The sequence below is a fragment of the Ruegeria sp. YTSA108 genome (assembly GCF_059610185.1).
This window is the reverse complement of sequence record NZ_JBXWND010000013.1, coordinates 65474-84651: the sequence shown is the minus strand read 5'-3', so window position 1 is coordinate 84651 and position 19178 is coordinate 65474. Positions and strand designations below refer to the sequence as shown.

The 19178-nt window shown below is 59.3% G+C and carries 17 protein-coding genes; 11 read left to right on the top strand and 6 right to left on the bottom strand.

Annotated elements, in window-relative coordinates; all coding sequences use genetic code 11:
- Positions 1 to 4 precede the first annotated feature (4 nt).
- Positions 5 to 943 (bottom strand): DMT family transporter, encoded by a 939-nt coding sequence (locus tag AC2FHW_RS16795; protein WP_496690284.1) that lies wholly within the window; start codon positions 941 to 943, stop codon positions 5 to 7.
- A gap of 112 nt (positions 944 to 1055) precedes the next feature.
- Positions 1056 to 1487 (bottom strand): group III truncated hemoglobin, encoded by a 432-nt coding sequence (locus AC2FHW_RS16790; RefSeq protein WP_496822274.1) that lies wholly within the window; start codon positions 1485 to 1487, stop codon positions 1056 to 1058.
- A 165-nt stretch (positions 1488 to 1652) separates the two neighbouring features.
- On the opposite strand from AC2FHW_RS16790, the gene AC2FHW_RS16785 reads away from it, so the two are divergent.
- Entirely contained in the window at positions 1653 to 2120 is a 468-nt protein-coding gene (locus AC2FHW_RS16785; RefSeq protein ID WP_496690283.1) for a DUF1203 domain-containing protein, read from the top strand.
- Here the strand turns inward: AC2FHW_RS16785 and AC2FHW_RS16780 are convergent.
- On the bottom strand, positions 2117 to 3109 hold the full coding sequence (locus AC2FHW_RS16780) for an ABC transporter ATP-binding protein (protein WP_142638697.1): 993 nt from the start codon (positions 3107 to 3109) through the stop codon (positions 2117 to 2119). The two genes, AC2FHW_RS16785 and AC2FHW_RS16780, sit on opposite strands and share 4 nt — an antisense overlap.
- An 87-nt stretch (positions 3110 to 3196) precedes the next feature.
- Between AC2FHW_RS16780 and AC2FHW_RS16775 the strand changes: the two genes are divergently transcribed.
- The 4 genes from AC2FHW_RS16775 to polA all read left to right on the top strand — a co-directional run bounded on the left by AC2FHW_RS16775 (position 3197) and on the right by polA (position 7125).
- Positions 3197 to 3376, top strand: a complete 180-nt coding sequence (locus tag AC2FHW_RS16775) for a zinc-finger domain-containing protein (protein WP_480511200.1) — start codon at positions 3197 to 3199, stop codon at positions 3374 to 3376.
- Positions 3377 to 3724 carry a hypothetical protein gene (locus AC2FHW_RS16770; protein ID WP_496678460.1) on the top strand — a complete coding sequence of 116 codons (348 nt, stop codon included), beginning with the start codon at positions 3377 to 3379 and terminating at the stop codon, positions 3722 to 3724. It begins immediately after the preceding gene.
- A 64-nt stretch (positions 3725 to 3788) separates the two neighbouring features.
- Positions 3789 to 4256 (top strand): hypothetical protein, encoded by a 468-nt coding sequence (locus AC2FHW_RS16765; protein ID WP_281973333.1) that lies wholly within the window; start codon positions 3789 to 3791, stop codon positions 4254 to 4256.
- 70 nt (positions 4257 to 4326) lie between these two features.
- Positions 4327 to 7125 (top strand): DNA polymerase I, encoded by a 2799-nt coding sequence (polA, locus tag AC2FHW_RS16760; RefSeq protein ID WP_271951817.1) that lies wholly within the window; start codon positions 4327 to 4329, stop codon positions 7123 to 7125.
- Positions 7126 to 7167: 42 nt separating this feature from the next.
- Here the strand turns inward: polA and AC2FHW_RS16755 are convergent, their stop codons facing one another.
- Together AC2FHW_RS16755 and AC2FHW_RS16750 are read right to left on the bottom strand one after the other, a co-directional pair.
- Positions 7168 to 7437: a DUF2798 domain-containing protein gene (locus AC2FHW_RS16755; protein ID WP_334223323.1), complete on the bottom strand. Its 270-nt coding sequence runs from the start codon at positions 7435 to 7437 to the stop codon at positions 7168 to 7170.
- A gap of 31 nt (positions 7438 to 7468) precedes the next feature.
- Positions 7469 to 8224, bottom strand: coding sequence for a hydroxypyruvate isomerase family protein (locus tag AC2FHW_RS16750; protein WP_496678454.1), 756 nt, complete (start codon positions 8222 to 8224; stop codon positions 7469 to 7471).
- A 172-nt stretch (positions 8225 to 8396) separates the two neighbouring features.
- Between AC2FHW_RS16750 and AC2FHW_RS16745 the strand changes: the two genes are divergently transcribed.
- Positions 8397 to 9347, top strand: a complete 951-nt coding sequence (locus AC2FHW_RS16745; RefSeq protein ID WP_246097260.1) for a DMT family transporter — start codon at positions 8397 to 8399, stop codon at positions 9345 to 9347.
- Here AC2FHW_RS16745 and AC2FHW_RS16740 read toward each other — a convergent pair.
- Positions 9330 to 9905 carry a DUF1285 domain-containing protein gene (locus tag AC2FHW_RS16740; RefSeq protein WP_271951822.1) on the bottom strand — a complete coding sequence of 192 codons (576 nt, stop codon included), beginning with the start codon at positions 9903 to 9905 and terminating at the stop codon, positions 9330 to 9332. The two genes, AC2FHW_RS16745 and AC2FHW_RS16740, sit on opposite strands and share 18 nt — an antisense overlap.
- Positions 9906 to 9969: 64 nt before the next feature.
- Between AC2FHW_RS16740 and AC2FHW_RS16735 the strand changes: the two genes are divergently transcribed.
- From AC2FHW_RS16735 to AC2FHW_RS16715, 5 genes are all read left to right on the top strand, one after another.
- Entirely contained in the window at positions 9970 to 10977 is a 1008-nt protein-coding gene (locus tag AC2FHW_RS16735) for an AAA family ATPase (protein ID WP_271951824.1), read from the top strand.
- The gene (locus AC2FHW_RS16730) at positions 10974 to 11849 is read left to right on the top strand and encodes a DUF58 domain-containing protein (protein WP_271951826.1); all 876 of its coding nucleotides are present in this window, start codon (positions 10974 to 10976) and stop codon (positions 11847 to 11849) included. Before AC2FHW_RS16735 ends, AC2FHW_RS16730 begins: the two co-directional genes overlap by 4 nt.
- Positions 11846 to 14608: a DUF4159 domain-containing protein gene (locus AC2FHW_RS16725; RefSeq protein ID WP_142638557.1), complete on the top strand. Its 2763-nt coding sequence runs from the start codon at positions 11846 to 11848 to the stop codon at positions 14606 to 14608. Before AC2FHW_RS16730 ends, AC2FHW_RS16725 begins: the two co-directional genes overlap by 4 nt.
- Positions 14605 to 16647 (top strand): hypothetical protein, encoded by a 2043-nt coding sequence (locus AC2FHW_RS16720; protein WP_496822272.1) that lies wholly within the window; start codon positions 14605 to 14607, stop codon positions 16645 to 16647. Before AC2FHW_RS16725 ends, AC2FHW_RS16720 begins: the two co-directional genes overlap by 4 nt.
- 312 nt (positions 16648 to 16959) lie before the next feature.
- Positions 16960 to 19176, top strand: a complete 2217-nt coding sequence (locus AC2FHW_RS16715; protein WP_496822271.1) for a response regulator — start codon at positions 16960 to 16962, stop codon at positions 19174 to 19176.
- Positions 19177 to 19178 lie beyond the last annotated feature (2 nt).

Here is a 19178-nt window from a genome sequence, read left to right as displayed (position 1 = left end):
GGGGTCATTCTCCTGGTCGCGTCGCCCCTGTATCCGAACGCGGTGAGCGAACCCGCAGAACCGGGGTGTTGGCTGAGGTGGTGTTCGACCGGCTCTCGCGCCAGACGACGAAGACACCAGATGCGATGATGATGCTGGCGCCGACGGCAACCCAGCCGTCTGGCTTTTCGCCGAAAAACGCCATGCCAAAGATCGTGGCCCAGATGATCTGGCTGTATTGGCTGGGGGCGATGACCCCCGCTGGCGCGGCTCGATAAGCCAGAATAATCAGGTGTTGGGCAATGACAGAAAATACTCCGACCAGTGCCATCATGGCCAGATGCAACAAGGACGGAGGCTGATAAACGGCCGGTTGCGCGATGCTCATGACCACTATGGCCAGCAGCATCGGATAAAGGATCAGAACGGCCGAGCGTTCCTCATTGCCAATCTTACGGACCAGAACCGACGCGAAAGCGCTGCAGAACGCGGCCGTCAGCGCCGCCAGATGGCCTAGCGTGATGTCCGTGGTACCCGGGCGCAGAACGATCAACACGCCGATCAGGCCCACGCCAACCGCGGCCCAACGCTGGGCGCGGACCACCTCGCCCAATATGGGGATCGACAGGACCGTGACGATCAGCGGGAAAGAGAACAGGAGTGAATATACCTCGGCCAAAGGCAGGACCGAAAAGGAATAAAATGCGCAGGACATGCCTGTGACCATCAACCCCGACCGCAGCAGGACCAGCCAGGGATGGTGCGGAAGGAAGTTGCCGGTAGAGCGGTCTGTCAGGATTGTCACGGCCATCGGCACAAAGGAAAACAGCGTGGCGAAAAAGATGATTTGCATCACCGAATAGGTTCCGCCCAGCACCTTGATCAGCGCATCGTGGCTGGCAAAGACAGCAAATCCCAGAAACGCATAGCCAAGGCCCCTGAGGGTGGTGTTTTGAGTGCTCATCGGTCTGGCCTTGGGCAGCGGAATGGTGGGTTCATCCGTTGCATAAACCCATTTTTCAGAGTCTGATAGCCCTTATTTTACCGCTAACATGGCAACCGGCCATGATCTGAGATCATCGCAGGGTCGGTGGCGCGTCCTTTGGCTGGCGCGCGGATTGTACACCCATTTTCATCCCTACGCCGATGCGCCGGGCCAGCGCCACCCAGGGCAGCGCGGTTTCTGCGGGCAGGGTGCTATGGGCCACCTCCTCGAACAGGTCCAGCCAATGATCGAACAATTCGGGCCTGATATCGGGACTTTCGATGTGAATACGCTGCGGGTTTCCGTCATAACAACGCTCATGCAAAATGGCGTTGCGCCAGAACGCGGCGATCTTGTTCTCGTGCGGGGGCCAGTCGCTGACATGGTTTGCAAAGACCGGCGCCAGTGCCTCGTCCTGCCGGACGCGGGCGTAGAATGCGCTCACCTGCGACATGATCTGTTCAGCGGTGGCGGGAAACCTCGGAGGAATTCCTGGGCGGGCAGGAGAGGTAGGTTTGGACATGGGCGTTCCGAAACTGAATTGCGTCCCGTTCAGATCGGATTGTAGCCCGTGCTGTCAAGCCACGGCGCGTATATGTCGCGCTGTCTCAAAGAAGCGTTTGCGCAGGAAACGGGTCGGTTCCTCTCGCCGGATCAGGCATCTTTTGTACAAAGAAGGAGACCTAACATGCACAAAATATCCGCCCTCCCCACCGCGCAGGTGCAGGCCTATCGCCAAGGTGCGCCTGATGGTTATGGTAACCCGCCCGAACGGGCGATATCGAACGGGGAAGGAAACCCCTGCCGTCATTGCTTGACCTATATTCCCAAGGGAAAGGAAATGCTGGTGCTGGCCCACCGGCCCTTTCCAGCGACACAACCTTTTGCTGAAACCGGGCCGATTTACCTTTGTGTAGAGCCTTGTCAGCGCTATGAGGATCTCACCAACCTGCCCGAGGCGCTGACCGCCTCACCCAATTATCTGATTAAAGGGTACGGATCGGACGACAGGATTGTTTACGGCACCGGGATCATTACGCCGCAGGCGGAATTGCAAAACGCTGCCGGGGATATCTTTGCCCGCGCGGATGTCGCCTATATCCACATCAGATCCGCGTCGAATAACTGCTATCACGCGCGGATCGACCGCGCCTAAAGCTTAACCCGGTGCAATCCCCGGCGCGGCTGATCAAGATCAGCTGCCGGGACATCGCCCGCCCGGGTCGAGGTCAGGGCCAGGAACACATCCTCAAGATCTGCTTCTTCGGTGCGAACGTCCCGGATACGCATGCCCACGGCCCTGACGGATTCCAGAACCTGTTCGGCACTGGTCTGGGCACTGCGATAGCGCAGCACCAGGCTGCCATCGTCGCGCAGTGTGGCCTCGACTCCCTCGGTCGCAGGCAGTTCAGTGACGGGGCCATCCGGAATAATTACCATCGTCCGACCATCCATGCGGCCCAGCAGGTCTGCCGTGCTGTCCTGTGCGATCTTTTCGCCATGATTGATGATGGCGATCTGGTCGCACATCTCCTGTGCTTCTTCCAGGTAATGCGTCGTCAGGATGATGGTCATGCCCTGTTGGTTCAGCTTGCGCACGTTGGCCCAGAGCATTTGGCGCAGCTCGATATCCACGCCCGCTGTGGGTTCGTCCAGAACCAGCACTTTGGGGTTATGCACCAAAGCCTTGGCCAACAGCAACCGGCGCCGCATACCGCCGGACAGGGTGCGGGCATAGGCCTCGGCCTTGTCGCTGAGGCCAACCAGTTCGAGGATTTCATCACTGCGCCGCTGCGCCTTTGGTACACCATATAGGCCAGCCTGAACCTCCAAAGCACCGCGCGGGGTAAAGAAAGGGTCCAGATTCAGCTCTTGCGGCATAACGCCGATGGCAGCGCGAGATTGGCGCGGGTTGCGGTCTTGGTCATGACCCCAGATCGACACATGGCCTGCAGATTTCACCACCAGCCCGGCCAGAATGTTGATCAGGGTCGATTTCCCGGCCCCGTTCGGCCCCAGCAATCCAAAGACTGAACCGCGCGGGATTGTCAGGTCGATGCCCTTCAGCGCCTGCTTTTCAGGCTGGCCCTTGCTGCCGCGATAGGTCTTGCGCAGCCCTTCGATCCTGATTGCCGCATTGTCCATGTGGCTCTTGCCCCCGGTTTGCTCATCGCTCATAAACGCACCTAATGCATGCCCGCGAAGCCGACAACCAGTGAAGGATCGCCAGCCGTGACAATCGAAGCGCCGGAAACCAAGATCGTCGAAACCTCTCGTGTCGCCTGTGATGGCGGCGAAGGTGCATTGGGCCACCCACGTGTCTGGTTACAGATCCCCGAAGACACCGGCTGGGTCGAGTGCCCCTATTGCGACTGCAAGTATGTCTTGAAAGGGCACGAGGCCAGCGCCTGAATGTGCAAAGCCGCGGGCAGGTTTGACCTCTGCCTGATCATTGGAGCTGTTGGCTATTTTCTGGCTGCCGCTATCGGAATGTTTCTAACCGGATCGGGAAATCGGGCGCAGGGCGATGATACGATCGAAATCGCCCTGGTCAGCGGGCCGATCTACAGGCCCCCTGGGTGCCGGGTTTTTTCGACCGAAATCAGTTTTAAGGCCAGAGGGCGTTTCAACGCGCTGCGAACCTGCCATGTCTGGGCCGGTGAGGTGCTGTGGGCTGCGAATGAAGACTTCGGCACAAGGATGCCATTGCCTTACTCGATCACTTTGTCCCGCTTGATAAACCAATCCGGCAAGGTCTAACCTGCCCAACTAATGTCGTGTTCTGACGATAGCTTTGCGCCGGCTCAATGGAGGAAGTGTGCTGATGGACGCCAGTATCCAAAATACCAACCAACCGGTCTTCGGATGGATTGGTTTTAGTGTTTCCGCGATGGCCCTGTTGGGCGCCCTGTTCCTGTTCTGGGCCGGGCCATTCGCACCGCAACAATCGACTGGCGTGTCTTTGGGAGAGCTTGCAGCCGAGCTTGGAAAATCCACCCTGCGCTCGGCCGCCGGGCTGGACCAACCCGAGCCGGTGGCCCGGGTCCGTGATCTGGACGACTTTCTGCAGATCGGCGTAGCCCTTTTGGGAGGATTGGCCGTCATCCTGTCGGCTATAGGCATTCTGCGCCACGAAAAACTGCGCCCGGCCATTGCGGGTATCGCAATCGGCATCGGCGCAATCCTGTTTCAGTTCTTTGCTTTTGCGTTTTTCGCTTTCCTCGGTGTGCTGGTCATCATGGCGCTGCTCAACAGCTTTTCGGATGTATTTGGCGGCCTGTTCGGCGGATAGTTCACCTTCTGTACTGGTCACCCGTGCGCCCCTGTGGCAGAACCATCCCTGACCGACAGGGAGCGCGCGCATGAGCAATTTCGGAAAAGGGTGTCACCTTCATCTTATTGACGGATCGGCCTTTATCTTCAGGGCCTATCACGCGCTGCCGCCGCTGACGCGGAAGTCGGATGGGTTGCCGATTGGGGCCGTGTCGGGCTTTTGCAACATGCTGCAGAAATATGTCGAAGGAAACACCGGGCCAGACGCGCCGACCCATGTGGCGGTGATTTTTGACAAGGGCTCTCATACGTTCCGCAATGACATGTATGACCTCTACAAGGCCAACCGCGAGGCCATGCCCGAGGATCTGCGCCCTCAGATGCCCCTGACACGCGAGGCGACCCGCGCTTTTAATATCGCCTGCAAAGAGCTTGAGGGCTATGAGGCCGACGACATCATTGCCACCCTTGCCATACAGGCGCGTGAGGCGGGTGGTCGCGTCACGATCGTCAGTTCCGACAAGGACCTGATGCAGCTGGTCGGCGATGGGGTCGAAATGCTGGATGCGATGAAGAACAAACGCATCGACCGCGATGGCGTGTTCGAGAAATTCGGCGTCGGGCCTGAACGTGTGGTGGACGTGCAGGCGCTGGCCGGGGACAGCGTGGACAATGTGCCGGGGGCTCCGGGCATTGGGATCAAGACGGCGGCGCTTTTGATCAATGAATTTGGGGATCTGGAAACCCTGCTGGACCGCGCCGAAGAGATCAAACAACCCAAACGCCGCCAGACCCTGATCGACAAACGCGCCCAGATTGAGCTGTCGAAAAGACTGGTGCAGTTGGATGAGAATACGCCGCTGGATTTCACCTTAGACGATCTTGAGGTGCAAGACCCTGAACCGGACACTCTGCTGGGCTTTCTTGCTGAGATGGAGTTCCGCACCCTCACCAAGCGCATAGCGGACAAGCTGGGGGCCGAGGCACCGGTGATTGCAGACGCGCCTGCGCCCGTTGCAGATGTGGCCGAGGCTGAAGACATTCCATTCGACGCGTCGAAGTATGAATGCGTCCGCGACGCGGGGGCTTTGCAGAAATGGATAGACCAGGCATATGAGCGTGGCTGGGTTGCAGTGGACACCGAGACCACTGGGCTGAACGAGATGATCGCAGATCTGGTCGGCATTTCGCTCTGCATTGAGGCGGGCGAGGCCTGCTATATCCCATTGATCCATCGTCAAAGCGCCACCGACGATCTGTTCGGCTCGGACGCTCTGGCCGAGGGGCAAATGCCGATTGAACAGGCTCTAACACTGATAAAACCGATGTTAGAGGACCCGTCGATCCTCAAGATCGGGCAAAACATGAAATACGATGCCAAGATATTTGCCCGCTATGGCGTGGATGTGGCGCCGATTGATGACACGATGTTGATGTCCTATGCGATGCATGGCGGCGAGCATGGGCATGGCATGGACACCCTGTCCGAGCGTTATCTGAACCACACGCCGATTCCGATCAAACCGCTGCTGGGATCCGGCAAATCCGCGATCACCTTCGACAAGGTTCCGATTGACGAGGCCACGGCCTATGCCGCCGAGGACGCTGATATCACCCTGCGGCTGTGGAAACTGTTCAAACCTCATCTGCATCAGGTTCAGGTAACGACCGTCTATGAAACGCTGGAGCGCCCTCTGGTGCCGGTTCTGGCCGAAATGGAGATGCATGGCATCAAGGTTGACCGCGATGTCCTCAGCCGCATGTCCAACGCGTTTGCCCAGAAAATGGCCGGGTTAGAGGCTGAAATCCACGAATTGGCTGGTGAAAGCTTCAATGTCGGCTCGCCCGCTCAGCTGGGCGAGATTCTGTTCGACAAGATGAGTCTGGAAGGCGGCAAGAAGGGCAAGACCGGTAAATATTCAACCGGGGCCGATATCCTTGAGGATCTGGCGACCGAGCATGAATTGCCGCGTCGGGTGCTGGATTGGCGGCAGCTATCGAAACTGAAATCGACCTATACGGACGCGCTGCAGACCCATATCAACCCCGATACGGGCCGGGTACATACATCCTATTCGATCACCGGGGCGAACACCGGTCGTTTGGCCTCGACCGATCCGAACCTGCAGAACATCCCCGTGCGCACCGAAGAAGGCCGCCGCATCCGCGAGGCGTTCATTGCCGAGCCCGGAAATGTGCTGGTCAGCCTCGACTATAGCCAGATCGAGCTGCGCATTCTGGCGCATATTGCCGATATTCCGGCCTTGAAACAGGCGTTTACCGATGGGTTGGACATTCACGCCATGACCGCGTCGGAAATGTTCGACGTGCCGCTGGATGAGATGACGCCGGATATTCGCCGTCAGGCCAAGGCGATCAACTTTGGTGTGATCTATGGCATCTCGGGTTTTGGTCTGGCGCGCAACCTGCGTATTCCACGGGCCGAGGCGCAGGGCTTCATCGACCGCTATTTCGAACGCTTCCCCGGCATTCGGACCTATATGGACGACACCGTCGCCTTTGCCAAAGAGAATGGCTATGTGCAGACCCTATTCGGGCGCAAAATCCATACGCCCGAAATCAATGCCAAGGGGCCGCATGCGGGATTTTCGCGTCGGGCAGCGATCAACGCTCCGATTCAAGGCACCGCGGCCGACGTGATCCGACGCGCCATGGTGCGGATGCCGGATGCGATCCATGGGTTGCCTGCGAAAATGTTGCTGCAAGTGCATGACGAATTGCTGTTCGAAGTATCCGAGGACGCCGTTGACCCGCTGATCGACGCGGCGCGCGACGTGATGGAGGGGGCCTCGGACCCAGCGGTGAAACTGGATGTGAAACTCAGCGTTGATGCGGGACAGGGCGCGAATTGGGCCGAGGCGCACTAGCGCCGCCGTTCATCAAGCCCTGCGGGCCCTCTTCGCGGCGGATCAGCCCTGCGGTCTGACCATGCGGTTGACCATCCGTTGCACGCTGGGGCCCAGCAGTAGGATAACTGTGAACGCGATGGGCCAGGAGAAAACCCATGAGCCCATCCAGTCGCCCAGCGTCGCAGGACCGAAGCCGACGGCCTTGGCCGTGGCGATACCGGTGACGATGCAGGACATCATGCCTGACATGATCAGGCTGAACAGGGCGCGGGCATAGCGGGCAGGGATCATCCGGACATCCTTGGTGTGAGTGGCACTGATCGGCGACATTTTTCCGGGTAATACCAGTGCCAGCGGACAATTAAAGGTGCATCCAGCCGAGCGTCTCGACGGTACGTTGGATCGAGGGCTGATATTCGGCACTGACCCAGCCGGTGTAGCCGCTGTCATCAATCGCTCGGAACAACTCGGCAAAATTCATCTCACCTCGACCGGGCTCTGAGCGATCCGGGGCCGCTCCGATCTGGGCGTGTACGATGCGGTCTTGGTAATCCTTCCAGACTTGCAGCGCGTTGCCATGGATCATCTGGGCGTGGAAGCTGTCATATTGCAGGCCGACATTGGGTCGGTCGACGCGATCCAGAACCTCGGCCACCAGATCGTAGGAATTCAGGAAATAGTCGGGCTGCGATACTGGGTTGAGCGGCTCGATCGTGAAGGGTTGCTGGGGCGCGTGGTCCGCTGCCCATTGCAGGTTCTGCACAAAACAATCCATGGCAGCCGAACCCGTCGCATATCCCGACATGATGTGGATTTTCTCGGGCCGCAGCGCCTGAGCATAGCGTAGAACACGGCGGATGTCGGACTGGAACCGCGCCTCACCGCCCGGAACGGCGGCATATCCGGGAGTTCCGTCGGTGTAGTTGGGTGGCGGCGCGTTGATCAGCACCAGGTCGAGCCCGTTAGCCAGCAGAGCACGGCGGGTTTCCTTGGAAGCCAGATCATAGGGAAACAGAACCTCAACAGCCTTGAACCCGGCCTGCGCGGCAGCTTGAAACCTGTCGAGATAGGGCAGTTCGGTAAAGAGCAATGAGATATTTGCAGCGAATTTGGGCATGGATGGCCTTTGCGTGTCTGTTCGCCGGACCATATCGGTCGGGTGATTTCAGCGAAAGGGACTGAAAACGACAGATTGTCGAAAATCGGCCAGATCACCCAGTTTAATTCAGTGACGTTCGGGACAATGCGGCGAATCATTTCTGGCGTCGCTTTGACCAGAGGTATGACCCATGGCACTGAGCCCTGACCCCGTGCGCGGGACCGCTATTTCTATGTCTGCCGACCGCAACTCCGCGTTGTCTGGCAACGGGTTGGCGGTTGCCTCGATGCTGGCATGGGCCGCAGGTTTTCCGGCGGCGGAGGTCTTGTTGCAAAGCTGGTCGCCGGTGGGCTTGCTTGCGGCACGTCTGGGTCTGGCGGTTCTGGTGCTGCTGCCGATCTGGCTGATGCTGGACGGTCCCAGCCGTATTCTAAGGGCCAGATGGGGATGGGCCATGATCGTCGGAGCGTTTGGCTTTGGCTGCCCGATGTTCCTGCTGATCCTGGCGCAAAAGCTGACCGATCCGGTAACCGTCGTCATCATCGCCTCTTGCGCGCCACTAATCGCAACCCTGCTGGAGCTTAAGGCGGGCACACGTCGGCTGAGCTGGAATTTTGGCCTAGGCGTTCTGGTTTCAATTATCGGCGGGCTGATCGCCACCAGCGCCGTCGCCCCGGCGCAGCTGGGCCTTGGGGCCTTATGCGCGGTCGTGTCGGTCGTCTTTTTCAGTTGGGGAAGCATGACCACAGCGCGCGATTTTCCCGAACTCAGCCAGACCGGGCGCGCGACGATCACGTTGATCGGTGGTTTTGCCATGGCCGTGATCTTGTGCTTTGCCGCTGGGCTGCTGGGCATGGAGGTGATCCCCGAGGTTGCCATTGACGGACAGCAGATCGGGATGTTGGGGATCTATGCGCTGATTTCGCTGGGGCTGAGCCAGATCCTGTTCGTTGCTTCGGTTGGCAAGCTGGGCGTGGCGCTGGCCTCATTCCATATGAACATCGCGCCATTTTACGTGATGCTGATCATGATTGTGCTGGGGGATGAATGGAATTCAACCCGCGCGCTGGGCGCGGGCATCGTGGCGGTCGCCGTTGTTCTGGCGCAGGATCGCAGGCCGCGCTCAGCCCAGATCGGCTGAGCGGATCAGCGGAAAGAACTGACCGCCTGACCATACCCCAAACCAGTCTTCATGATCGGTGCCGATCTCGACCAGTCGGTAAAAGCTTTTGCGGTCAATGCGCGCCTCTAGATTTGCGCGGATCAGGATATAGGGCGAGGGTTCCTGGGTCTTCGGATCAAACTCAACACGGATCGGGTGATCCGGTCCGGCCTTGGCCGTGTCACCCACATGGGTGCTGAAAGTCAAAATCTGCGCCGCGCCTGAGCCTGTGGCATCAAAGTCGACAGCGACGAACGGGACATCCTCGACCGTGATTCCCACCTTTTCGACCGGGGTCACCAGGTAATATTTGCCTTCTTCTTTCTTAAGAATTGAGGAAAAAAGCTTCACAAGCTCGAACCTGTTGATGGGCGAGCCTAAATAACTCCAACAACCATCTTTTGCGATCCTGATGTCCAGATCGCCACAAAACGGGGGATTCCACAGGTGAACAGGGGGTAAATCCCGTGTTTTCGCGGCTTTGACTGATGCCGCAATGCCATCAGGAGAAGGTGTCACAGGGATTTGTCCGCTCATTACTTTTGCCATTTCCTTTTCGCGCGATACACTTCAACCATACTCGTCCACGGAAGGGAAAGTCATGAGCGAACCTGCCGACCTCGTATCCGAGATCGAAGCGCTGGAAACTAAACTGCAAGAGGCCAAGGCCTCGATCACCCGACGCTTTATCGGGCAAGAGCGGGTCGTGGATCTGACGCTGGCCGCGCTGTTATGCGGCGGGCACGCATTGCTGATCGGCTTGCCCGGGCTGGGCAAGACCCGGCTGGTTGAGACTTTGTCGACCGTGATGGGCCTGCATGGCAACCGTATCCAGTTCACGCCGGATCTGATGCCGGCTGATATTCTGGGGTCCGAGGTTCTGGATACGGCCGAGGATGGCAGTCGCCACTTCCGGTTCATTCCCGGCCCGATCTTCTGTGAATTGCTGATGGCGGATGAGATCAACCGCGCCAGCCCGCGTACACAGTCGGCTTTGCTGCAAGCGATGCAGGAACGCACCGTCACCGTTGCGGGCGAGGATCGTGCGCTGGATGAGCCGTTTCACGTGCTGGCCACGCAGAACCCGATTGAACAAGAAGGCACCTATCCGCTGCCCGAGGCGCAGTTGGACCGCTTTTTGGTGCAGATTGACGTCGAATACCCGGATCGTCAGACCGAGCGGGATATCCTTCTGGCCACGACCGGTGTCGAAGAAGACGACGCACATCAGATTTTCACCAAAGAGGAATTGCTGGCGGCGCAACTTCTGTTGCGCCGGATGCCGGTTGGCGAGTCTGTGGTCGAACTGATTCTGGATCTGGTCCGCGCATTCCGCCCCGGCGAAGCAGGCGTGTCCGATCGTGTGGCCGAAACCGTGGCCTGGGGCCCTGGCCCCCGCGCGGCGCAGGCGTTGATGATGACGGTGCGTGCCAACGCCATGTTGCAGGGGCGACTGGCCCCCAACGCCGAAGATGTTCTTGAGATGGCCCGCCCGGTTCTCAGCCATCGTATGGCGCTGAACTTTGCGGCCCGGGCGCGCGGTGACAGTCTGGCTGATCTGATTGACTCGACCGCGCTTGGGCTGATCCGAACCGAGGCTGCGGCGTGAATGCCGGGCTGACCCTTCGTGAAAGATCCGAGGCCGAGGCATCCCGGCTGCCGCCCCTGTTGGCGCGGGCGGAACATCTGGCCGGAACCGTCCTGCTGGGTGACCATGGGCGTCGCCGATCCGGGATGGGCGATGATTTCTGGCAATACCGCCCGGCACAGGTTGGCGACAGCCGCCGGATGATCGACCACCGCCGCTCGGCCCGTGGCGATCAACAATTTGTGCGCGAACGCGAATGGCAGATTGCCCAATCGGTGATGCTGTGGGTGGATCAGGGCGCGTCGATGCGCTTCGCCTCGGACGCTTCGCTGCCCACCAAGGCGGATCGCGCGCGCTTGCTGGGGCTGGCAACCTCGATCCTGTTGGCGCGTGGTGGTGAGCGTGTGGGCCTGACGGGCACAACCCTGCCGCCCCGGCGCGGCAACGCACAGATCATCCGGCTTGCTCAGGCCTGGTCCGAGGATGATCAAGCCGACTATGCGCCACCCGAGCACCGCGCCATGATCCCCCATGCGCGGGCGGTGTTCATCTCTGATTTTCTTGGCCCGATGGAAGAAGTTGAACTGGCCCTGTCCAAAGCTGCGGATCGTGGCGTGCGCGGGGTGGTCCTGCAGGTGCTGGATCCCGGTGAAGAGAATTTCCCCTATCGCGGGCGTACCATTTTCGAAAGCGTGGGCGGCTCGGCCCGGCATGAAACGCTCAAGGCTTCTGATCTTCGCGACCGATATCTTGCGCGCCTTGCCGAACGAAAGGATGCCTTGATGCGCTTGTGTCGGGTGACGGGATGGCAACTGGGGCTGCACCACACTGGCGACAGCGCACAGGCGGCTCTGTTATGGCTGTATAGCGCTTTGGACGGGGGCAGAGTATGACGGTTTTGGCTGGGATAGGCTTTACCGCGCCCTGGGTGTTGCTGGGATTGTTGACCCTGCCCATCCTGTGGCTGGTCCTGCGCGCTGTGCCGCCTGCGCCGATCCGGCGAATGTTTCCGGCCGTAACGCTGCTGCTTGGGCTGAAGGACGACGAGAGTGTTTCGGATCGGACACCATGGTGGCTGCTGCTGTTGCGAATGCTGGCGGCGGCGGCGATCATTATCGGTCTGGCCGGGCCGGTTTTGAATCCCTCGCGGGATCAGGTGGGTTCGGGGCCGCTGTTGTTGGTGCTGGATGCCAGCTGGGCAGGTGCAAGCGGCTGGCCATCGCTTCAGGACCAGCTTGATACGCAGCTGACCGAGGCCGGACGCGCCGGACGCACGGTGGCCTTGCTCAACTTGACGGAGCCAGAAGCCCCAGTCTTTCAGGCCGCCGAAGCGTGGCGGGGTCGGCTTCCGGGGGTGACTCCGATGCCCTGGCAACCAACTCAGCTGCAGATGGATCAGGTGCTCGATATGCTGGATCAGCTTGATGGTGGTTTTGATACATATTGGTTCAGCGACGGTCTGGAATTTGCGGGTCGGGAAACGGTTCTGGCTGCGTTGCAATCGCGCGGGGAAGTAACCGTGTACCAGTCAGGCTCGCCTGTTTATGCGATTCTGCCCGCCGCCTATCAGGATGGTGTCATTCAACTGACGGCCCAACGCGCCACTGCTGGTCCGGAAAACATCCTGACCATTTTGGCACAGGGGCGCGATCCGGCGGGCGCAATGCGGGTTCTGCAATCCGCCAATATCGTCTTTGCTGAAGGCGAAACGCTTGCTCAGGTGGAGCTGGCGCTGCCCTCGGAACTACGGGCCAGAATCACCCGGTTCGAGATTCAGGGTCAGCGGTCGGCGGGTGCCGTAACGCTGACCGATGACAGCCTGCGCAGGCGTGAAGTGGCCTTGCTTGCGGGCAGTTTGAACCGTGAAGGGTTAGAGCTGTTGTCGCCGCTGCATTATCTGACACAGGTTTTGGTCCCGACCGCGGATTTTGTCGAGGGCGGCCTGATGGATGTGTTGCCCGCCAATCCGGATGTGATTGTTCTGGCGGATGTGGCGAAATTGGCCGAAGCGGAACAACTGGCGGTGACCGAATGGGTCGAACAGGGCGGGCTGCTGTTGCGCTTTGCCGGGCCGCGCATGGCCGCCAGCGATCTGGGGCGGGATGTCGAGGATACCTTGCTGCCGGTGCGCCTGCGCAGCGGTGGCCGTTCGGTCGGCGGCGCGATGAGCTGGGGTGAGGCCAAAGGTCTGGCCCCGTTCCCCGAAACCTCACCCTTCTACGGGCTGCGCGTGCCATCGGATGTTTCCGTGACCACACAGGTCATGGCGCAACCAGACCCAAATTTGGCCGATCGGGTGATTGCATCGCTCTCGGATGGCACGCCTCTGGTCACGCGCAAGGCCTTGGGGCTGGGGCAGGTGGTGCTGTTCCATGTCACCGCTGATGCCGAATGGTCGAGCCTTCCCCTCTCGGGCCTGTTTGTCGAGATGCTGGATCGGCTGGCCGTCGCCTCGGCTGCGAAATCCCGAGAGGAGTCGCAGTTGCAGGGCACAACTTGGGAACCGCTGCAGGTCATGGACGGATTTGGAGGCTTATCGGATGCAGATAATCTAGCAGGCGTCGATGGGGTTGATCTTGCCGCCGGCGCTATCGGGCCAGAACTGCGACCCGGCCTGTATGAAAGCGGTAAGCAGAAGCTGGCACTGAATGTGCTGGACGCGGACTCGGTTCTGATGCCCGCTGTCTGGCCATCCGATGTGCCCATCAAAGGGCAGGAAATCAGCGCCGAAACGCCGATCGGGGGCATTTTGCTTAGCCTCGCGCTGATCTTGCTGACGGTGGACGTTATTGCGTCACTTCTGTTGTCGGGGCGACTTGGGCTGGCCCGGGCCGCGGCGATGGCGCTGGGTGCGTTGCTGATTGCACCTGACCTTCAGGCACAGACGTCCAAGGAAACCGATTTTGCCCTGATGGCAACGCAAGAGCTGGTACTGGCTCATGTCATGACTGGAAACGCGCAGGTTGACGATATCGCGGGCGCCGGGATGCGTGGCTTGGCGCAAACTTTGTTCTTCCGCACTTCGGTCGAACCGGCAGAGCCCATCGGCGTTGATCTGGAACGGGACGAGCTGGCGTTTTTCCCGCTGCTGTACTGGCCGATCACGCCGGAACAGCCGCAACCCTCGGACGAAGCCTATGCCAAGCTGAATGCCTATCTCCGCTCGGGCGGCATGATCTTGTTCGACACGCGCGACGCGGATGTGGCGCGTTTCGGTGCAGCCAGCCCCAATGGCCGCAAGCTGCAACAACTGGCCGCCCCGCTGAATATCCCTTCGTTAGAGCCTGTTCCGGATGACCATGTTCTGACGCGGGCCTTCTATTTGCTGCAGGATTTCCCGGGCCGATATGCTGGTACCGAGATTTGGGTCGAAGCCGCCCCGCCGGATGCGGAACAGATCGACGGCATGCCGTTCCGCAACCTAAACGACAATGTGACACCGGTAGTGATCGGCGGGAATGACTGGGCCGGGGCCTGGGCCGTCGACCGAAACGGGCAGGCCTTGTTGCCGGTTGGGCGCGGATATGCCGGTGAGCGGCAGCGGGAATTGGCCAATCGTTTTGGCGTCAATCTGGTGATGCATGTGCTGACCGGGAATTACAAATCGGATCAGGTCCATGTGCCTGCGCTGCTGGACAGGTTGGGACAATGACCGGAACCGTTATCTTTGACCCTCTGATTCCGTGGCCCGTTCTGATGGTCGTTGCCGCGATTGCCATATCAGGCGTTGTTCTAGCCCTGTGGCGGGGCCTGTCTGGCTGGGCCTTGCGCGGGTTGGCCGCCCTGGTCGTGATCGCGGCCATGGCGGGGCCTGTTTATCAGGTCGAAGATCGCACTCCGCTGACCGACATCGTGGTGATGATCGAGGATGAAAGCGCCAGCCAGACCCTGTCCGATCGCCCGGAACAGACAGGACAGGCCGCTGCCGAACTGGCGGCCGAGATCGACACGCGCGACAATACCGAGCTGCGCCGGATCCGGGTGGCTGACAGCGATGGGGATGAGGGCACACAGGTCATGGCTGCGCTGAACAAAGTCCTGGCCGAGGAACCCCGTGCGCGCATTGCGGGGATCCTCGTGGTTTCGGATGGGATCGTGCATGACGTTGATCAGGCCCCTGACCTGCCTGCACCGATGCACCTGTTGCAGACTGGGCGGGCCAGCGACTGGGACCGCCGTCTGATCGTCCGCAATGCACCGGCTTTTGCCATTATCGGAGAGCCGGTCACGCTGACGTTGCGGGTTGAGGATAGCGGCGCAGTTCCTGTTGCGGCTGCGAATGCGCCTTTGGAAATTTCGGTTGATGGCAATGCGCCAGAGCATTTCACCATTCCAATCGGTGTCGATGTCGAGCTACCGGTCAAGCTGTCCCATGGCGGGCGGAATGTCATCCAGTTTACCGTACCCGGCGTCGAAGGAGAGTTGACCGACCGCAACAACACCGCACTGATTCAGATGAACGGTGTGCGCGACCGTCTGCGGGTGCTGCTGGTTTCGGGTGAACCGCATCCAGGTGGACGGACCTGGCGGAACCTTCTGAAATCCGACAGCTCGGTTGATCTGGTGCATTTCACGATCCTGCGACCGCCTGAAAAGCAGGATGGTGTGCCTGTGGACGAGTTGTCTTTGATCGCTTTTCCGACTCGAGAACTGTTTCTGGAAAAGATCAACGATTTCGATCTGATCATCTTTGATCGCTATAAGCGGCGCGGTATTCTGCCTGCGGTCTATCTGGAGAATGTCACCAATTACATCAATGATGGTGGTGCGGTTCTGATTGCGGCTGGTCCTGATTTTGCCAGTGCCGACAGTATCTTCCGCTCGCCGCTGGCGCCGATTCTTCCGGCCCAACCCACCGCGCGGGTCATCGAAGAACGCTTTGTCCCCACAGTTACAGATATGGGGCACCGGCACCCGGTGACCACGGATCTGGGCGATTCCGAGCATTGGGGTGCATGGTTGCGCCAGGTTGATGTCCTGTTCCGATCAGGTGAAACGCTGATGACCGGCGTCGATGACCGGCCGCTGCTGGTGCTGGACCGGGTCGGAGAGGGGCGCGTGGCAATGCTGGCCTCTGACCACGCCTGGCTCTGGAGCCGTGGCTTCGACGGCGGTGGTCCGCAGCTTGAACTGCTGCGGCGATTGGCACATTGGATGATGAAAGAACCCGAGCTTGAGGAAGAGGCTCTGTGGGCCGAAGCAAATGGTCAAATCATGCGCGTCATCCGTCAAACCCTGGGGGATGACGTCGGAACAGTTACCATCACGCAGCCCAATGGCGAGACACTTGAGGTGACGCTGAACGAAGTTTCTCCAGGGCGGTTCGAAGCTCAGATCTTCGGCCCCGAGATTGGCCTCTATCGTCTGAAAGAGGGTGAACATTCGGCGGTAATTGGGTTGGGCCCTGCGGCCCCCAAAGAATTTGAGCGCACGATTGCTACTGATCAGATCCTTGAGCCGGTTCTGGCCGAATTGCGCGGCGGTGTGATCCGGGTCGAGGACGGTTTGCCTTCGATCCGCAATGTCCGCGCTGGGCGGCCTGCGGCAGGGCGGGGCTGGATCGGGCTGACCCCGCGCGATGCCTACCAGACCAGCTCTGTAACACAGGCTGGTGTTCTGCCGCCCTGGCTGGTGCTTTTGCTGGCCGGTGGTTTCCTTCTGGCGGGTTGGCTGCGCGAAGGTCGGCGTTAGGTCATTCGACCACAACGCTGATTGTGGCCCCAACCACCGGCATCAGTCTTGGTAAAGCACCGTTTGAACCGGCTTTGCTGCGTCAGGTTTGTCGTGTAATCCCACACAATTTTTTTGATCTGAGCGCCTTTCGCGCATTCAGATACCGCAGATTTTGCGTTGAGTAGGAAAAGGCAGGTACCGGCGAGGCAGGCAGTTTTGGACGTTTGCGGCCTCTGAGCCTGCCATTGGTCTGTGGCAACAGGCACGGCTTAAACACTTTTTCACGCTCTGTCAGGATGCTGTGGGCAGATTGTACCGGGATCACCTTTGATGAGTCTTGCAACCAAACTGGCACAGGAAAGACGCGCACGGCTTGCCGCTGAACGTCTGCTGGAGATGAAACAGGCCGAACTATCAGCGGCCAACCGGAAATTGGGCCTGCACGCGATGGCTCTGACTAAACGCATTGGTGAAACGCGGGCCGAGGTTGAGACGGTGCGCGATGAAAATGAAAAAGTTAAATCGGACCTGACATTGGCCAATGCCAAGATCGAAGTGGCCGAACGGCGGCTATGGCATTCGATCCAGACCTTCCCAGACGGGTTTGCATTCTTCGACGAAGAGAGCCGGTTGATCGGGGCAAATGCCTCATATTTCAGCCTGTTTGAGGGGCTGGATGAAGTAGCGCCCGGTATCAGCTATGGCAGAATTCTGGAAACCCTCACGCAGGAGGGTCTGATTGATACCGTCGACGAGACACAGGATGATTGGCGCGCCAGGATGCTGGCCCGTTGGAAGTTGTCCAACCCGCCGTCAGAAATCGTCAAACTGTGGAACGGGCTCTATATCAAGCTGATTGATCAACGCGGTGGCGGTGGCGATGTGGTCAGCCTTGCGCTTGATATAACCGCCTCGGTCCGGCATCAGGCCGAACTGACCGCTGCGCGCGAACGGGCCGAGGCCGCAAACCGCGCGAAATCTGCATTCCTGGCCAATATGAGCCATGAAATCCGCACGCCCATGAACGGTATTGTTGGCATGACCGAGTTGATGACCGAAACCGCGCTGGATGAAGAACAACGGCTCTATCTCAACACGATCCGCAATTCCGGTGAAGCCTTGCTGGTGATCATCAACGATGTTCTGGATTACTCGAAGATTGAGGCGGATAAGCTGGTCCTGCACCCCGAACAGTTCGATTTCGAACGCTGTATCCTTGAGGTGGCGATGCTGCTGCAGCCCAGTGTTCGTGACAAGGGTTTAAGCCTTTTAGTCGACTATGACCTGTTTTTGCCAACCCTGTTCGTGGGCGATCCGGGCCGGGTGCGTCAGGTCTTGACCAATCTGGTAGGCAACGCGGTCAAGTTCACGGCGGAAGGGCATGTCTTGATCCGCGTCACGGGGGTCCCCCGCGCGGAGGCCCAGGCCTGTGATATTCATGTTGCCATAGAAGATACCGGTATCGGTATTGCCGAGGATAAAGCGGCGCATATCTTTGGTGAATTCAATCAGGTCGAGGATGAACAAAACCGACAGTTTGAAGGGACCGGGTTGGGCCTGGCCATCACCAAACGACTGATCAAATTGATGGACGGTGCCATCTGGGTCGAAAGCGAGCCGGGCCAGGGGTCCTGTTTTGGATTTCGGATAACGCTGCCGACGGTCGAAGGTCCGCAACCCGCCCCCCCGAATCTGGAAGGATGTCTGCGCCATGTGGTCGTGGTTGAAGATCTGGCTGTCAATCGAGCGATCTTGTCAAAGCAACTTGGTCGTCTGGGTGCCAAGGTTACCGAATGTACCACCGGAACCGAGGCGCTGGCTACGCTTGATGACACCGTAGATCTGGTGCTGTGCGATCACGATCTGCCGGACATGGACGGGCTGGATTTGGCGGCCACGATAAAGGGCCGGGGGTGGACGGATATCTCTGTCGTGGTCATGTCGGCCAATCCCGGCGTGATTCATGCTCATCCGGCCTGCCAGCTCATTGACGGAGTGTTGCAAAAGCCGATCCCTCGTTCAGAATTATATGCACGTCTGACCGCTCTGGGACGATCAGTGGATTCGATATCGAATGGTTCCGACACGCAAAACCCAACGGTTGCGCAGGTCAGACCGATTGCCGAGGATCAAAGGCTCATGCGGGTTCTGGCTGCTGAGGACAACAAGACCAACCAGCTGATCCTGCGCAAGATGGTCAAGGATCTGTACATTGATCTTCGCTTTGCGGGCAACGGGCTTGAGGCGGTCGCCGCCCATCTGGAATTCGACCCGGATTTGATATTCATGGATATCTCGATGCCCGGAATGGATGGTAAACAGGCCACAGGTGAAATCCGCCGCCGCGAGGTTGAAACCAATCAGCACGTCCCGATCGTAGCCCTGACCGCACATGCAATGAGCGGAGATGATCAGGGTATTTTATCGGCTGGATTGGACTACTACCTGACCAAACCGCTGCAAAAACAGAAAATCCACCAGATGATCCTTGACCATCGGCCAGACGGAACGCAACCGGTTCTTGATGACGAAACCCGAGCGTTCTAGGC

Bases quoted from the DNA above. Each gene is read 5' to 3' on its own strand.
- AC2FHW_RS16720 (WP_496822272.1), top strand. From the start codon at position 14,605: ATGACCGGAACCGTTATCTTTGACCCTCTGATTCCGTGGCCCGTTCTG.
- AC2FHW_RS16765 (WP_281973333.1), top strand. From the start codon at position 3,789: ATGGACGCCAGTATCCAAAATACCAACCAACCGGTCTTCGGATGGATT.
- AC2FHW_RS16785 (WP_496690283.1), top strand. From the start codon at position 1,653: ATGCACAAAATATCCGCCCTCCCCACCGCGCAGGTGCAGGCCTATCGC.
- AC2FHW_RS16780 (WP_142638697.1), bottom strand. From the start codon at position 3,109: ATGGACAATGCGGCAATCAGGATCGAAGGGCTGCGCAAGACCTATCGC.
- AC2FHW_RS16735 (WP_271951824.1), top strand. From the start codon at position 9,970: ATGAGCGAACCTGCCGACCTCGTATCCGAGATCGAAGCGCTGGAAACT.
- AC2FHW_RS16795 (WP_496690284.1), bottom strand. From the start codon at position 943: ATGAGCACTCAAAACACCACCCTCAGGGGCCTTGGCTATGCGTTTCTG.
- polA (WP_271951817.1), top strand. From the start codon at position 4,327: ATGAGCAATTTCGGAAAAGGGTGTCACCTTCATCTTATTGACGGATCG.
- AC2FHW_RS16770 (WP_496678460.1), top strand. From the start codon at position 3,377: ATGTGCAAAGCCGCGGGCAGGTTTGACCTCTGCCTGATCATTGGAGCT.
- AC2FHW_RS16790 (WP_496822274.1), bottom strand. From the start codon at position 1,487: ATGTCCAAACCTACCTCTCCTGCCCGCCCAGGAATTCCTCCGAGGTTT.
- AC2FHW_RS16715 (WP_496822271.1), top strand. From the start codon at position 16,960: ATGAGTCTTGCAACCAAACTGGCACAGGAAAGACGCGCACGGCTTGCC.
- AC2FHW_RS16725 (WP_142638557.1), top strand. From the start codon at position 11,846: ATGACGGTTTTGGCTGGGATAGGCTTTACCGCGCCCTGGGTGTTGCTG.
- AC2FHW_RS16750 (WP_496678454.1), bottom strand. From the start codon at position 8,224: ATGCCCAAATTCGCTGCAAATATCTCATTGCTCTTTACCGAACTGCCC.
- AC2FHW_RS16740 (WP_271951822.1), bottom strand. From the start codon at position 9,905: ATGAGCGGACAAATCCCTGTGACACCTTCTCCTGATGGCATTGCGGCA.
- AC2FHW_RS16755 (WP_334223323.1), bottom strand. From the start codon at position 7,437: ATGTCGCCGATCAGTGCCACTCACACCAAGGATGTCCGGATGATCCCT.
- AC2FHW_RS16745 (WP_246097260.1), top strand. From the start codon at position 8,397: ATGGCACTGAGCCCTGACCCCGTGCGCGGGACCGCTATTTCTATGTCT.